A 14219-nucleotide genomic window follows, 5' to 3' on the forward strand; every position below is an offset into this window, starting at 1 on the left:
GCGGTGAGCTCGTTCTTGAGCTGCGCTTGCAGATGCGTGATGGCTTGGGGGTCGCCTTTCATGGGAGTGCTCCTTGTATGGGGTTGTTGTCGGGCTTGAGACCCTTGATTGTCGCCCGCGTGCTGCGGTACCGGAAGAGCGTGCCTGCGCTCAGCACTCCGACCAGCGCCGCAGCAGGTTGTTGTACAGCCCGGTGAGGCGCACCAGCGCCGGATCGGCCTCGCCGCAGCGCTGGCGCAGGTCCATCAAGGCCTGATCCATCTCGTGCAGCTGGCGCCGGCATTCGGTGTCCTTGATCACGCTTTGCATGAAGAGGTAGCAGGCCAGGCGCTCGCCGCGCGTGACCGGCGTGACCTCATGGATCGAGCCCGACGGGTAAATCACCAGACTGCCGGCGGCCAGCTTGATGCGCTGGCTGCCGTGCGTGTCTTCGATGTGCAGTTCACCGCCGTCGTAGCTGTCGGGGTTGCTCAGGAACAGCGTGGCCGAGATGTCGGTGCGCAGCGCACTGCCGTCGGGCAAATAGCGCAGCGTGCTGTCGGTGTGCCAGCCGTAGTGGCTGTGCTCGGGGGTGTAGCGGTTGAAGTTGGGCGGCACCACCTTGTAAGGCAAGGCGGCCGAGAGCAACAGCGGTGAGCGGTTGAGTGCGCGTATCACCACTCGGCGCAGATCCGCCAGGCCTGCAAAGTCTTCCGGCAGTTGCAGGTTTTTCTTGGCCTGCAGCGCCTGGGGTCCCGCGCTCAGCCCGCTGGCCCACGGCGCCTGCGCGAGCTGGCCGCGCACGGCGGCCAGCTCTTCGGTGGTCAGGATGTTGTCGAACGTGACCAGCATGCGTGGCTCAGAAGTCGTGGCGCACGGTGGCGATCAGCTGGCGCCCGTTGCCCGGGATGCCTTGTCCACCGCCCTCGGCCAGTTGCTGGATGTAGCGCTTGTCGAACGCGTTGTACAGGTTCAGGCGCAACTGGGTCTTGGGTGAGAACTTGTAGGTCACGTAGATGTCGGCCACGGTGTAGCTGGGGATGCTGACCTTCAGGTTGCCGGTGGCGGCGGGCTGCACGCCGCTGGTTTGTCCGGCCACGTACTGCAGGCCACCGCCCAGGGTCCACTGGCTGCTCACGTCGTAGGTGGTGAATACATTGAACGAGTGCTTGGGGGTGCCGCCCAGTTCCTGGCCCACGGCGTAGGCGTTGGTGGGCGACGAGGTGACCTTGGACTGCAGGTAGGTGTAGCCGCTGTAGAGCTTCCAGCGCTTGCTCACGTTGCCGGCCGCCAGCACCTCGAATCCGTTGATGTGGTATCCCACGTTGGGGATGGTCACGTCACCCGCCACGGCGGCAGGAAAGCGGCCCTCAGACGTTTCGGTGCGAAACAGCGCCACGTTCAGGTCGAGGTTGGAGCCCAGGTCCCATTTGGCACCGACCTCGATCGCGCGCACTTTTTCGGGCGGCGTGCTGAAGCCCGCGCCCACGATGGCCTCCGTCGCGCCGCCACCGGCCAGTTGCACCTGGTTGCGGTCGAAGGTGCCCGAGATGTTGAAGGCGCTGCCGTACGAGGCATAGAGCGAGGTGTCGGGCCGCAGCTTGTAGACCAGGCCTGCGCTGTAGCTGAATTCGCTGTCCTCGCGTTCGTGGGTGGTGTTGGCAGAGGCGTTGACGCCGGTGAAGCCGCGGCGCGTGGCCTTGGCGTCCACACGGTCCCAGCGACCGCCCAGGCTCAGTTCCCATTTGTCGCTCAGCGCCATGGTGTCGAGCAGGTACACGCCGACTTCCTGCGTCTCGAAGCGGTAGACCGAGCCGTCGTAGACCGGTGTGGCCGCGCCCAGCACCCGCTGCGCGGGGTTGTACAGCGAGGTGCTCGGGCCTTGGGTGTCGCGGCGGCGGCGGTTCTCGTAGCTGTATTTCGCCAGCTCCACGCCGCTCACCATGTCGTGCCGCACGCCGCCGGTGTTGAAGCTGAACAGCAGGTCGGTTTGGTTGTTGAAGCCCTGGTCGTCCTGGTCGCGCGGCTTGGTGTCGCCGCGTGCCGTGGTCGCGTTCACGATGCGCGGTGACGAGGTGATGGAGTCGTTGCCCACCCGGCTCAGGCGCGTCTGGTTGCGCAGCACCAGGCCCGATGCGTAGGCGTGTTGCACGGTGAGACCGAGCTGGTTCACCGTGACCTTCTTGTAGTCGTCCAGGTGGCCGTAGAAGTTGTCGAAGTTCAGGCCCGGGGGCAACACACCGCCGTTGCCCAGCACGTTGGTGCGGTCCAGCGGCAGGCCGGCGTCGGGCAGGTCGTCCTGGCGGGTGTGCAGGAAATCGGCGGTGATCTGGGTTTTCTCCTTGAAGCCCCAGGTGTAGGCGGCATAGATGCCGTAGCGGCTCTCGTTGGCCACGTCACGGCCAGGTTTGTCTGCGTCGTGCGTCATCAGGTTGATGCGCACGGCGCTGTTGTCGTCGATCGGGCGGTTCAGGTCGGCCGTGGCGCGGAAGTAGCTGTCGGTGCCCACGCTCACCTCGGCGCGGTTGAGCGCTTCCAGGCTGGGCTTTTTGGTCACGAAGTTGACGGTGCCGCCGGCCGAGCCGCGACCGGAGAAGGCCGAGTTGGGGCCCTTCACCACCTCGAGCTGGTCGATGTAGAAGGGATCGCGGAAGTAGTTGCCCAGGTCGCGCGTGCCGTTGACGTTGAGGTCGTCGCGGGCATTGAAGCCGCGGATCTTGAGCTGGTCGCCACCGGGCGGGTTGCCTTCGCCAGCCTGCAGGCTGATGCCGGGGATGTTGCGCAGCGCATCCTTGATCGAGGTGACGTTCTGCTCTTCCAGCAGATCGCTGGGCAGCACGCTGATGATGCGCGGCGTGTCCTTGAGGTCGCGCGAGTACTTGAGACTGTCCATTTGCTGACCGCGGAAGTCGATCACCCGCACCTCGTCCAGCGATTCGGCCGGGGTCGGCGCGTTTTGCGCCAGGGCTGCACCGCTGACCAGCAGTGAAACAGCCACGCCGATGGCATGAACGGAGAAGCGTTCAGGCGTGGCGGCTGGCGCGTGGACCAGGCTGGCGGTGAGGGAAGGTCGGGCGCTGCCGTTCGCATGCATCGGTGAAATCTCCTGTTGTTAATGTTTACGCTAATAAGAACTATTCGCAGTCGCATTGTAAGGAAGAGTTAATCTGTGTTCGGGCAACCCCGTGGGTTGCGTGCGGTTATTGCGCCGCGGTTGACATTGCCGGTCGAACCCGCGTGCTCCAGAAACGAAAAAACCGGCCGAAGCCGGTTCTGGTCGAGCCGATGGGGCGGCTTCAGGCGGAGAGGAATGCGCGACCAGCGCCGCTTGCAGACGGAGCACCGACCTGGCGGCCATAGGTGGGCTGCTGCGCGTGCTGGGGCAGCAGGCTGGCCACGGCGCGCTGGCTCTGGGCGTTGGCGCGCAGAACGGCCTGGCGCAGGCGGGCAAACCGTTCGGCGGCGGTCAGCAGGGCGTGCTGCTGGTCGCTGCCGGGCGCTGCCATGACGATGGATTTGGGGGCTTGTTGCAGGACCTTGTGCATGGCCGCACTCGCCAGTTCCACGGCAGGGGCGTCACCGCGCAGCAGGGCGGCTTCCAGAGCGTCCAGCTCCACCTGCAGCGAATCGATCCAGGGGTGGGAGGTCGTTGCGAATGACATGGAGTTGCCCGGTGGGATGGGGTGGATCAGCCGCGCGGGCCGCCGAGCATCTCGGCTGCGTTGGCCAGCATCTTGTCGGCGATGGCTTCGGCGTTGACCTTGAAGCTGCCGTTGGCAATGGCGTCCTTCATGGCCGCCACCTTGTCGGCGTTGAACACGTCACCGCCGCCGGAGACCGCGCGGGCTTCGGTGGTGGAGGACGAGAGGGTCACGGTCACGCCGGCCTGGGGCTTGGCCGCGCTGGCCGCCGATGCCGCAGCGCCGGCTTCGGCCGCCGCAGGCGCCGTGGCCTTCTGCGGGCCGCCAGCCACAGAACCAATGTACGAATCGGGTGATGAATCGACTTTCATGTCACGCTCCAAACCCCGAAGTCAGGGCCTTGTCCTGACTGTATCGGTTCGGGTTTTGAGAACTTTAGGCGCCCACTGCAAATTTTTTTGCCGGCTCCAGCGGTGCCGGCAGGGCTCACAGTGCCAGTTCGACCGTCTGGGCGTCGCGCACCACCCCGGTGACCACCCGTCCGCCCGGCAGCTTGACGCGGGCGTTCTCCCCCACCATGCCGGCATTCAGCGCCTGGCCGGTGGCTGAAATGCTGAAACCGCTGCCTTCGCCGCTCACCCGCACCTGCGCACCCGCCGCAAAGGCCTGCGGCACGCGCACCATGTTCTCGCGCAGCGCCAGGCCGGCGGTCAATGGGAATGCTGCGAGCTGGCCGACCCAGCGTTCGGGCAGGGCCAGCACGCCCGAGCGATGCTCCGCCCAGTCGATTTCGGCGATTTCAGCGTCGTCTTGAGTGAGGGTGTCGCCCGCCGACACGGCGCGCTTGAGCACCCAGGCCGGTCCCCAGGCTTTCACTGTGACCGGCACAAACACGTTCCAGCGGATGGGGCCATCCACGCAGCGCAGGCCGATGCGGCTGCGGCCCCACAGGCGCGTGCCGGTGGGCAGGTGGGGCTCGACCCGCTTGCACGGCGCCAGCTTCAGGCGCGCGTCCAGCGAACCCATCACCACCTCGGCGCGCAGCGGTGCGCCGTCCTTGGGCAGGGCAGCGGCCAGGGCGGGCGTGAGGAAGTCGTGCGCCATCTTCTCCAGCGCGGCGGGCTCGACGGCGTGTGCGCTCCAGCCGCACAGCAGCAACGCCAACAGGGCGATCAGGCGGCCCGCCAGCGGCGAAATGAAGGAGGAGGTCAACGTGGGCATGGCCTGCACTGTAGGCCGCTGCGGCGGGCGGGAAAGCCGGGAAAAGGCCGCTTTAGGGGTCTTTGTTCCGGCCATTGAAGACCCTCAAGATTTCCATAATTCGCTCAACGCTCCGGTGTCTGCGCCCTCTGAGGAAGGCCAGTCACCCGCCCCGCAACCCTTGCCTTGAGGTGAACATGCTCGAACAGATGACCGCCCGGCTGGACTTCCATGCCAACGCCCTGCTGCTGCGCTCCCAGCGCCAGCAGGTGATCGCGAGCAACATCGCCAATGCCGACACGCCAGGCTATGTCTCGCGCGATTTCGACTTTGCCGCTGCGCTCAAGAACGTCTCGGGCATGCAGGGCGGTGCGGGTGTGAACGTCACCAATGCCGGCCACATGACGCTGGGCACCGGCAGCGCACAAGACCCCAAGATGGCCTACACCGTGCAGACCCAGGCCAGCCAGGACGGCAACTCGGTCGACCTCGACCGCGAGCGCGCCAGCTTCGTGGACAACAGCGTGCGCTACGAGTCCACGCTGCGGTTCATCAACGGACACGTCAAAACCATGCTCAGCGCCATCCAGGGCCAATAGATATGAACACCCCCCGCGTCGCTTTCAGCGCCACCCCCCTCCAGGGGGGCAACACCTGCGGCCTGGCAAAGCCAGTTCCGCGGTGTTCTTGGTTTGCACCTTTTCACGCGATGCGTGGTTGAAAGGAATTTTGATGTCGATGTTCTCCATCTTCAACGTGTCGGGCAGCGCGGTCAGCGCGCAGTCCCAGCGCCTCAACGTGGTGGCCAGCAACCTGGCCAACGCCGACGCCGTGGCCGGGCCCGACGGGCAGACCTACAAGGCGCGCCACATCCAGTTCCAGACCGTGCCCATGGGTGGCCAGGGCAATGCCGGGGTGAAGGTGCAGAACATCACCGAAAGCCAGGCACCCGGTCGCCGTGAGCTCAACCCCACCCACCCCAGCGCCGACGCCGAGGGTTATGTGAACCATTCCAACGTGAACCCGGTGGAAGAGATGGTCAACATGATCTCGGCCTCGCGCTCCTACCAGAACAACGTCGAGGTCATGAACACGGCGAAGTCGCTGCTGCTCAAGACGCTGCAGATGGGTCAATAACGAGATCACGCACCATGTTTTCCACCCCCATCGACACCTCCAGCCTCGGCACCACCGTGGGCAGCACCACGGGCACCTCCGCCAAGAACAACATGGACCCCGAAGCGTCGCAAGACCGCTTCCTCAAACTCCTGGTCGCGCAACTCAACAACCAGGACCCGATGAACCCGATGGACAACGCGCAGATGACGACCCAGATGGCGCAGATCAACACGGTCAGCGGCATCCAGGAACTCAACGCCACGCTCAAGGGCATGGCGGCGCAGTTCGGCTCCATGCAGACGCTGCAAGGCACCTCGCTGATCGGGCGCGAAGCGCTGGTCGAGGGCAACAAGTTCGGCTTTGACGGCACGGTCGGCAAAGGCGCGATGCGCCTGGAGGCCAGTGCCAGCCAGGTCGCGGTGGAGGTGCTGGGCAAAAACGGCCAGGTGATCGACACGCTCGACTTCGGCGCACTCACCGCCGGCCAGCACTCGTTCAACTGGGACGGCACCGGGATCGATCCGAACCAGGTGGCCGGCTTCCGCGTGAAAGCGTCCGACGGCGGCCAACCCGTCAAGTCCACCTCCTACACCCGCCAGACCGTGACTTCCGTGGGCTTTGCCAACGGGACCATGAACCTGCAACTGCAGGACGGCAGCACCCTGGGCTACGACCAGGTCTCCACCTTCCTGTAACCCGCACCAATCACTTTCAAGGACACCACCATGGCATTCCAGCAAGGACTCTCCGGCCTCAACGCCGCCAGCCGCAACCTCGACGTGATCGGCCACAACATCGCCAACTCCAACACCGTGGGCATGAAGAGCTCGCGCGCCGAGTTCGCCGAGATCTATGCCAGCTCGGTCAACGCCTCCGGTGGCATGGCCACCGGCATCGGCGTGGCCGTGGCAGCCGTGGCGCAGAGCTTCACGCAGGGCAACATCAGCGTCACCGGCAACGAACTCGACGTGGCCATCAACGGCAACGGTTTTTTTGAACTCACCCAGCCCAACGGCTCCACCGCCTACTCGCGCGCCGGCATGTTCAAGCTCGACCGCGAAGGCAATGTGGTCACCAACGACGGCAGCAACCTCATGGGTTATCCCACCGACGCTCAGGGCAACCGCCTGAGCTTCGACACGCAACCGCTGAACCTGCCCACCGGCGGCCCCATCCCCGCGCAGCAGACCAGCGCCATCACCGCCGAGTTCAACCTCGACACGCGCGCCGACGTGTGGAACGCTGTGACGCCGCCCACGCCGCTGGCCACCTACGGCACATCGCTGGTGGCCTACGACGCCCAGGGCGTCGAGGTGCCGGTGGCCATGGCCTTCCGCAAGACCGCGTCCAACACCTGGACCGTGTACACCAGCGGCGACGGCACGGCACCCACCACCGCCAGCCCCTCGTTCTCCCTCAGCTTCAACGCCGACGGCACGCTCGACCCCGCCTCCATCACGCCCGCACCCACCGTGGCACTGACCTCGGCCAACGGCCCGTTCAGCGCCACGCTGGACCTCTCCGAAGTCACGCAGTTCGGCACCTCGTTCGCGGTGACCAACCTGACCCAGGACGGCTACCGCCCCGGCGAACTCACCAGCCTGAAGATCGACGAAAACGGGGTGGTGACTGGCCGCTACTCCAACGGCCAGTCGCGTGCCGCTGGCCAGATCGCGCTGGTGAACTTCCGCAACTCGCAGGGCCTGGCCCCGGGCAGCAACGGCATCTGGCAGGCCACGTTTGCATCGGGCGATCCGCTGCGCGGCGAACCTGGTGCGGGCAACTTCGGTGCCCTGCGCTCCGGCGCGCTGGAAGACTCCAACGTCGACCTCACCGCCGAACTGGTGAACATGATGACCGCGCAGCGCGCCTACCAGGCCAACGCCCAGACCATCAAGACGCAAGACCAGGTCTTGAGCACGCTTCTGAACATGCGCTGATCAAGCGCCTGAACTGAACCAAGGAGCCCCGCATGGACCGCTTGATCTACACCGCGATGACCGGCGCCAGCGCCGCGCAGCACCGCCAGACGGTGCTGGCCAACAACCTGGCCAACGTGTCCACGCCGGGCTTTCGCGCCGAGCTCTCCACCTTCCGCGCTGTGCCGGTGCGCGGCGACGGCGCCAGCACCCGCGTGTTTGCACTCGAAGCCACCGCCGGGCACTCCGACATGCCGGGTGCCATCACCTCCACCGGCCGCAACCTCGATGTGGCCGCGCGCGGCAACGCCTACTTTGCGGTGCAGGGCCTGGACGGCACCGAGGCCTACACCCGCGCCGGCGCACTTGAAGTCAACCAGGACGGCACGCTGGTCAACAGCCAGGGCCTGCCCATGCTGGGCGACGGCGGCCCGATCGTGGTGCCGGCCAACGCGCGGGTGGACATTGCCGCCGACGGCACGGTCAGCACGCGCGTGGGCAACGAACCCTCGCAGCAGGTGGGCAAGCTCAAGATGGTGCAGCCCGACGAAGACAACCGTCTGAAGCGCGGCGAAGACGGTTTGTTTCGCGGCCCGCAAGGCGACCCGCTGCCCGCCAGCGACGTGGCCCGCCTGCAGGACGGCTCGCTCGAAGGCTCCAACGTGAACCCCATGGAGGCCATGGTCGGGATGATCGCCGTGGCCCGCCAGTTCGAGGTGCAGATGCGCATGCTGCAGAACGGCGAAACCAACGACAAGACCGCCAGCCAGCTGCTGAGCATGAACGGATAACCCTTTTTCCTCGCGGAGCACACCATGATCAATTCGCTGATGATTTCCAAGACCGGCATGCAGGCGCAGCAGACGCAGCTGGACGTGATTTCAAACAACCTGGCCAACGTGTCCACCAACGGCTTCAAGCGCGCAACCGCCGTGTTTGAAGACCTGATGTACCAGAACCTGCGCCAGGTGGGCGCCAACACCGCCGAGCAGGCCGAGCTGCCCACCGGCCTGCAGGTGGGCCTGGGTGTGCGCACCGTGGCCACCTCGCGCAACTTCACGCAGGGCAGCCTGCAGCAGTCGGGCAACGCGCTCGACCTGGCCGTGAACGGCGGTGGTTTCTTTCAGGTGCAGATGCCCGACGGCACCACCGGCTACACCCGCGACGGCAGCTTCCAGCTCGACGCGCAGGGCCGCATGGTCACCTCCAGCGGCTACCCGCTCACCGCCGGCATCACGCTGCCGGCCGAGTCGCAGAGCATCACGGTCTCCAGCGACGGTGTGGTCACCGCCAAGCTGCCGGGCAACCCGGTGCCCCAGCAGGTGGGCAACATCGAACTGGCCAACTTCATCAACGCCGCTGGCCTGGAGCCGCTGGGCCAGAACCTGTTTGCCGAGAGCCTGGCCTCGGGCAACCCCATCACCGGCGCACCCGGCTCGACCGGCCTGGGCACGGTGATGCAGGGCATGGTGGAAACCTCCAACGTCAACGTGGTGCAGGAGCTGGTGACCATGATCCAGACCCAGCGTGCTTACGAGATGAATTCCAAGGCCATTCAAACGTCCGACCAGATGCTGCAGCGCCTGAGCCAGTTGTAAAGCACCCCCGCGCCGCTTCGCGTCTCCCCCTCAAGGGGGCAGCACCTGCGGCCCGGCAAAGCCGGTTCCGCGGTACTTCTGGACAAGGCACCTCACTCCCCCGTTTCATCCATCAAGGTCCATCATGTGCACTCGTTCTGTTTTTCTTCCGGTGTGGCTTTTGCTGGCTGTGCTCGCCAGCGGTTGCGAAACCATGAGCTCCAAGGTCGATCTGCAGCCGGTGCAGCCGGTGCGCTACGCGCAGGCCGCACCCGGCAACGCGGTGCCCAGCGGCAGCCTGTTCCAGACCGCCAGCTACCGGCCCGCGTTTGAGGACCCGCGCGCGCGCATGCCCGGCGACACGCTCACGGTGCAGATCACCGAGCGCCTGAACGCCAGCCAGACCTCGTCGGCCTCGATCGACCGCAGCGCCGACATCTCGGCCGGCGTCTCGGGCTTTCCCTTCCTGAAAGCGCCGCTGCTGGACAAGCTGACCCTGGGAGCGCAGTCGGAGAACAGCTTCTCTGGCGACGGCAGGAACCAGAACAACAACACCTTCTCCGGCTCGATCACCACCACCGTGCAAGAAGTGCTGCCCAACGGCCACCTGGTCGTGGTGGGCGAGAAGCAGATCGGCGTGAACCAGAACGTGGACGTGTTGCGCTTCTCCGGCACCGTGGACCCCAGGCAGATCAAGCCCGGCAACACCGTGGCCTCGACCCAGATGGCCAACGTGCGCGTGGAGTCGCGCGGACGCGGTGCGCAGGGTGAAGCGATGGCAATTGGCTGGTTGGCACGGTTCTTTTTGAGCGTTATCCCGTTCTGATCCCTGCCCACAATGGGTCTCGTTCTGCCCACTGAGGAATTTGCGGTGAAGTCATCTCTCCCCCCCCTGCGTTTGCTGGCCTTGGTCCTGGTCTCACTCACCCTGGCCTGGCCCGCCGCCGCCCAGTCGATCCGCATCAAGGAGATCGCCGCGGTGCAGGGCGTGCGCAGCAACCAGCTCACCGGCTACGGCCTGGTGGTGGGCCTGGACGGCACGGGCGACCAGACCACGCAGATGCCCTACACCGCGCAGAGCCTCAACAACTACCTGCAGCAGCTCGGCCTCTCGATGCCGCCGGGTGCCAACATGCAGTTGAAAAACGTGGCGGCCGTGCTGGTCACCGCGCAGTTGCCCGCTTTTGCCCAGCCCGGCCAGACGATCGACGTGACCGTGTCCTCTGTCGGCAACGCCAAGTCGCTGCGCGGCGGCACGCTGATCACCACGCCGCTCAAGGGCGCCGACGGTGAAATCTACGCCCTGGCCCAAGGCAACCTGCTGGTGGGTGGCGCGGGTGCGTCGGCCGGTGGCAGCAAGGTGCAGATCAACCACCTGAGCGCGGGGCGTGTGCCCGGTGGCGCGCAGGTGGAGCGCGCCGTGGCCACCCCGTTTGCCCTGGGCGAGACCATCGACCTCGGCCTGAATTCAAGCGACTTCCAGACCGCCATGCGCGTGACCGACGCCATCAACCGCAGCATGGGCGCGGGCGTGGCCAGCGCGGTGGACGGTCGCGTGGTGCGCCTGCGCGCGCCGGCCGACCCCAGCGCCCGCGTGGGCTTCCTCGCCCGGGTGGAAGAGATCCGCCTGGACGCCGCCATTCCCATGGCCCGCGTGATCATCAATTCGCGCACCGGCTCCATCGTGATGAACCAGGCGGTCTCGCTTGGCGCCTGCGCTGTCTCGCACGGCAACCTCTCGGTGAGCATCAGCTCCACGCCGGTGATCAGCCAGCCCAACGCCTTGTCCACCGGCGGCCAGACCGTGGTGACCGAGCAGGCCAACATCCAGATCAGCCAGGACAAGGGCTCGCTCATCAAGCTCGACACCGCGCCGCAACTCGCCGACGTGGTGCGCGCGCTCAATTCGCTGGGTGCCACGCCGCAAGACCTGCTGGCCATCCTGCAGGCCATCAAGGCCTCGGGTGCCATGAACGCCGAGCTGGAAGTGATCTGACGTGAACCCGATGAACGCTCTGTCCAATGGCGGCCTCGCGGCCGACCCCACAGCGCTCAACGCGCTGCGGTACGGCGCGGGCAAAGATGGCAACGACAAGGCCGCGCTCAAAGAAGCGGCCAAGCAGTTCGAATCGCTCTTCATGCGCGAGCTCATCAAGAGCATGCGCGAGGCCACGCAGAAGTCGGGCCTGATGGAAGGCGAGGGCGCCGACCTCGGCACCGATCTGCTCGACCAGCAATTTGCCGTGCAGCTCTCGGGCCTGCCCGGTGGTTTGTCCGAAGCCATCGAGCGCCAGCTGGGCAAACAGATGCAGAACAACGCCGCCGCCGGCGCGACTGCCCTGCCCGCCACCGGCGACGCCAGCACCGTGGGCCGCGCCAGCGCGGGCCCGCGCCAGGCCGGTTTTGTGGACCAGCACAGCCAGGCCGCCGCGGTCGTGGCGCGCGAGTCGGGCATTCCGGCCAGCTACATGATCGGCCAGGCCGGCCACGAGACCGGCTGGGGCAAGAGCGAGATCCGCCACGCCGACGGCACGCCCTCGCACAACCTGTTCGGCATCAAGGCCACCGGCGGCTGGAAGGGCAAGGTCGCCGAGATCACCACCACCGAATACATCAACGGCGAGCCGCGCAAGGTGACGGCGAAGTTCCGCGCTTACGACTCGTACGCCGACTCGTTCCGCGACTACGCCAGGCTCATCGGCAACAGCCCGCGTTACGACCAGGTGATGGACCAGATCGGCTCGGTGCAAGGCTTCGCCGCCGGCCTGCAGAAAGCCGGCTACGCCACCGACCCGCAGTACGCCGCCAAGCTCAGCCGCGCCATCAACACCACGCTGAGCCTCCAGCGAGCTCAGGGCTGAGGACCACCTTCCATGTCTGCTCTGAACATCGGCGCCCGCGCCCTCACCACCAACCTCGCGGCCCTGCAGGTCATTGGCCACAACATCGCCAATGCCAACACGGTGGGCTACTCGCGCCAGAACGTGCAGCTCACCACCGCTGGTGCGCAGGCGTTCGGCAACGGCTACATCGGCAAGGGCGTGGACATGGCCACGGTGGAGCGCTCGCACAGCGCCTACCTCACGCGCGAAGCGCAGCTCACTGGCGCAGTGGCCGCTGCCGACGCGGTGCGCTACTCGCGCCTGCAGGCACTGGAGAGCGCATTCCCGCTCGGTGCGGGCGGCCTGGGCTCGGCGCTCAACGACACCCTCAACGCCTGGGCCGACGTGGCCTCCTCGCCCAACAACCTCACCGCCCGCGTGGTGGTGATCGCCAAGGGCGAAGAATTCGCCAGCCGCCTGCGCAACACCGCCGGCCAGCTCGATGCGCTCGCGCGCAGCACGCAGCAGCAGGTGGAAGGCTCGGTGAATGTGATCAACGGCCTGGCGCAGGACCTGGCCAAGGTGAACCAGCGCATCGTGGAGTCCGCCGGTGGCACCCACACGCCCAACGACCTGTTCGACCAGCGCGACCAGTTGCTGGGCGAGCTCAACAAACACATCCAGACCAGCACCATCTTCGACAAGGACGGCTCGGTGAGCGTCTTCGTGGCGGGCAGCCAGCCGCTGCTGCTGGGCCAGCGCGCCAGCCAGCTGGCCGTGACGCGCGACACCACCGACAACTCGCGCATCGCGCTGTCGTTCGTGCAGGGCGGTGTGTCGACCCCGCTGGCCGATGCCACGCTGGGTGGAGGCGAGCTCTCCGGCCTGATGAATTTTCTGAACAAGGACATGGCCGCGGTGCAGAACCTGCTGGGTCGCATGGCGCTGGCCTCGGCCACCACCGTGAACAACCAGCACGCGCTGGGCATCGACCTGCAAGGCAACCCGGGCCAGGACTTCTTCATTCCACCAGCGCCCGCCGTGGGCATGGCCGATCCCGCCAACACCGGCACCGCCAGCGTGAGCGCCAGCGTGAACGACCCGACCGCGCTGATGGCGTCGGACTACGAGCTGCGCTTCTCTGCGGGCAGCGTGAGCGTGGTGCGCCTGTCGGACGGCGACAGCACCTCGTTTGCCATGCCACCCACCGCCTTCGACAAGGACGGCCTCACCTTCAACATCGACGCCGGCACCGCCGCTGCGGGCGACCGCATTCTGGTGCGCCCCTTCGAGGCCGCCGCGCGCAACCTGCAGGTGGCCATCGGCTCGCCCGACCGCCTGGCCGCCGCCAGCCCGGTGATGGTGACGCCCGCCGTGAACAACGCGGGCGGCCTGAGCGTGGAGAGCCTGTACGCCGTGTCCGGCTCGGCCAACCTCACCGACCCGGTGACCCTGACCTTCCAGGCCGACGGCACCTATGTGGCCGACGATGGCGTGAACCCACCCGCCACCTACAACTTCGCGCCCGGTCAGCCCATCGTCATCAACGGCTGGAGCCTCACCTTGCGCGGCAGCCCGAGCGCCGGGGACACGTTTGCCATCGGCGCGGCGCCCCCGGGCTCCACCGCGCAGAACGCCGGCAATGCCAGCGCCGTGCTGGCCCTGCGCGACCGCCCCACCTTTGAAGGCGTGGCCCTGGCCGACGGGTATGTGAGCCTGTTCTCCGACGTGGGCACCCGCGTGCAGGGCGCGCAGTTTGCCACCGAGTTTTCAGCGCAGATCGCCACCACGGCCGAGACCGCGCGCACCAACGTCTCGGGTGTGAACCTGGACGAAGAAGCCGCGCGCCTGTTGCAGTACCAGCAGGCCTACCAGGCCTCGGCCAAGTTCCTGCAGGTGGCGCAGAGCACCTTCGACAGCCTGCTGCAGACCGTGGGTCGATAGGTCCCCAGAGGAACACAC

At 66.6% G+C, this 14219-nt stretch carries 15 protein-coding genes; 10 read left to right on the forward strand and 5 right to left on the reverse strand.

The features are described from left to right. Window positions 1-150: 150 nt before the first annotated feature. The 5 genes from ACN4F8_RS15665 to flgA all read right to left on the reverse strand — a co-directional run bounded on the left by ACN4F8_RS15665 (window position 151) and on the right by flgA (window position 4841). A complete protein-coding gene (locus tag ACN4F8_RS15665; RefSeq protein WP_419474403.1) occupies window positions 151-831 on the reverse strand; it encodes a Fe2+-dependent dioxygenase in 681 nt (226 codons plus the stop codon). Between the two features lie 7 nt (window positions 832-838). Beyond that, window positions 839-3073, reverse strand: coding sequence for a TonB-dependent receptor (locus tag ACN4F8_RS15670; protein WP_419474404.1), 2235 nt, complete (start codon window positions 3071-3073; stop codon window positions 839-841). Between the two features lie 202 nt (window positions 3074-3275). After that, window positions 3276-3641 carry a hypothetical protein gene (locus ACN4F8_RS15675; RefSeq protein ID WP_419474405.1) on the reverse strand — a complete coding sequence of 122 codons (366 nt, stop codon included), beginning with the start codon at window positions 3639-3641 and terminating at the stop codon, window positions 3276-3278. Window positions 3642-3667: 26 nt separating this feature from the next. After that, complete coding sequence (gene flgM, locus ACN4F8_RS15680) at window positions 3668-3991, reverse strand: flagellar biosynthesis anti-sigma factor FlgM (RefSeq protein ID WP_419474406.1); 324 nt, start codon at window positions 3989-3991, stop codon at window positions 3668-3670. A 115-nt stretch (window positions 3992-4106) separates the two neighbouring features. Next, window positions 4107-4841, reverse strand: a complete 735-nt coding sequence (flgA, locus tag ACN4F8_RS15685; RefSeq protein ID WP_419474407.1) for a flagellar basal body P-ring formation chaperone FlgA — start codon at window positions 4839-4841, stop codon at window positions 4107-4109. Window positions 4842-5017: 176 nt separating this feature from the next. Here flgA and flgB point away from each other — a divergent pair, with 176 nt between their 5' ends. From flgB to flgK, 10 genes are all read left to right on the forward strand, one after another. Next, window positions 5018-5419 (forward strand): flagellar basal body rod protein FlgB, encoded by a 402-nt coding sequence (gene flgB, locus ACN4F8_RS15690; protein ID WP_419474408.1) that lies wholly within the window; start codon window positions 5018-5020, stop codon window positions 5417-5419. 133 nt (window positions 5420-5552) lie between these two features. Beyond that, the gene (flgC, locus tag ACN4F8_RS15695) at window positions 5553-5957 is read left to right on the forward strand and encodes a flagellar basal body rod protein FlgC (protein ID WP_419474409.1); all 405 of its coding nucleotides are present in this window, start codon (window positions 5553-5555) and stop codon (window positions 5955-5957) included. Window positions 5958-5971: 14 nt separating this feature from the next. Beyond that, complete coding sequence (locus ACN4F8_RS15700; protein ID WP_419474410.1) at window positions 5972-6634, forward strand: flagellar hook assembly protein FlgD; 663 nt, start codon at window positions 5972-5974, stop codon at window positions 6632-6634. A 30-nt stretch (window positions 6635-6664) separates the two neighbouring features. Beyond that, window positions 6665-7879: a flagellar hook protein FlgE gene (flgE, locus tag ACN4F8_RS15705; RefSeq protein WP_419474411.1), complete on the forward strand. Its 1215-nt coding sequence runs from the start codon at window positions 6665-6667 to the stop codon at window positions 7877-7879. Window positions 7880-7911: 32 nt separating this feature from the next. Continuing rightward, window positions 7912-8649, forward strand: coding sequence for a flagellar basal-body rod protein FlgF (flgF, locus tag ACN4F8_RS15710; protein ID WP_419474412.1), 738 nt, complete (start codon window positions 7912-7914; stop codon window positions 8647-8649). A gap of 24 nt (window positions 8650-8673) precedes the next feature. Next, the gene (gene flgG, locus ACN4F8_RS15715; protein ID WP_419474413.1) at window positions 8674-9456 is read left to right on the forward strand and encodes a flagellar basal-body rod protein FlgG; all 783 of its coding nucleotides are present in this window, start codon (window positions 8674-8676) and stop codon (window positions 9454-9456) included. Window positions 9457-9580: 124 nt separating this feature from the next. Further along, window positions 9581-10261, forward strand: a complete 681-nt coding sequence (locus ACN4F8_RS15720; protein ID WP_419474414.1) for a flagellar basal body L-ring protein FlgH — start codon at window positions 9581-9583, stop codon at window positions 10259-10261. Window positions 10262-10273: 12 nt separating this feature from the next. Next, the gene (locus tag ACN4F8_RS15725; RefSeq protein WP_419474415.1) at window positions 10274-11431 is read left to right on the forward strand and encodes a flagellar basal body P-ring protein FlgI; all 1158 of its coding nucleotides are present in this window, start codon (window positions 10274-10276) and stop codon (window positions 11429-11431) included. A 10-nt stretch (window positions 11432-11441) separates the two neighbouring features. Then, window positions 11442-12296 carry a flagellar assembly peptidoglycan hydrolase FlgJ gene (gene flgJ, locus ACN4F8_RS15730; protein ID WP_419474416.1) on the forward strand — a complete coding sequence of 285 codons (855 nt, stop codon included), beginning with the start codon at window positions 11442-11444 and terminating at the stop codon, window positions 12294-12296. 12 nt (window positions 12297-12308) lie between these two features. Then, window positions 12309-14201: a flagellar hook-associated protein FlgK gene (flgK, locus tag ACN4F8_RS15735; RefSeq protein WP_419474417.1), complete on the forward strand. Its 1893-nt coding sequence runs from the start codon at window positions 12309-12311 to the stop codon at window positions 14199-14201. The last annotated feature ends 18 nt before the right edge of the window (window positions 14202-14219 follow it).

This window comes from Hydrogenophaga sp. (assembly GCF_048549895.1).
In the GTDB taxonomy this organism is placed as follows: Bacteria; Pseudomonadota; Gammaproteobacteria; order Burkholderiales; family Burkholderiaceae_C; genus Hydrogenophaga.

Coding starts and splice junctions, on each gene's coding strand:
- ACN4F8_RS15665 (WP_419474403.1), bottom strand. CDS start 831: ATGCTGGTCACGTTCGACAACATCCTGACCACCGAAGAGCTGGCCGCC.
- ACN4F8_RS15670 (WP_419474404.1), bottom strand. CDS start 3,073: ATGCATGCGAACGGCAGCGCCCGACCTTCCCTCACCGCCAGCCTGGTC.
- ACN4F8_RS15675 (WP_419474405.1), bottom strand. CDS start 3,641: ATGTCATTCGCAACGACCTCCCACCCCTGGATCGATTCGCTGCAGGTG.
- flgM (WP_419474406.1), bottom strand. CDS start 3,991: ATGAAAGTCGATTCATCACCCGATTCGTACATTGGTTCTGTGGCTGGC.
- flgA (WP_419474407.1), bottom strand. CDS start 4,841: ATGCCCACGTTGACCTCCTCCTTCATTTCGCCGCTGGCGGGCCGCCTG.
- flgB (WP_419474408.1), top strand. CDS start 5,018: ATGCTCGAACAGATGACCGCCCGGCTGGACTTCCATGCCAACGCCCTG.
- flgC (WP_419474409.1), top strand. CDS start 5,553: ATGTCGATGTTCTCCATCTTCAACGTGTCGGGCAGCGCGGTCAGCGCG.
- ACN4F8_RS15700 (WP_419474410.1), top strand. CDS start 5,972: ATGTTTTCCACCCCCATCGACACCTCCAGCCTCGGCACCACCGTGGGC.
- flgE (WP_419474411.1), top strand. CDS start 6,665: ATGGCATTCCAGCAAGGACTCTCCGGCCTCAACGCCGCCAGCCGCAAC.
- flgF (WP_419474412.1), top strand. CDS start 7,912: ATGGACCGCTTGATCTACACCGCGATGACCGGCGCCAGCGCCGCGCAG.
- flgG (WP_419474413.1), top strand. CDS start 8,674: ATGATCAATTCGCTGATGATTTCCAAGACCGGCATGCAGGCGCAGCAG.
- ACN4F8_RS15720 (WP_419474414.1), top strand. CDS start 9,581: ATGTGCACTCGTTCTGTTTTTCTTCCGGTGTGGCTTTTGCTGGCTGTG.
- ACN4F8_RS15725 (WP_419474415.1), top strand. CDS start 10,274: ATGGGTCTCGTTCTGCCCACTGAGGAATTTGCGGTGAAGTCATCTCTC.
- flgJ (WP_419474416.1), top strand. CDS start 11,442: ATGAACGCTCTGTCCAATGGCGGCCTCGCGGCCGACCCCACAGCGCTC.
- flgK (WP_419474417.1), top strand. CDS start 12,309: ATGTCTGCTCTGAACATCGGCGCCCGCGCCCTCACCACCAACCTCGCG.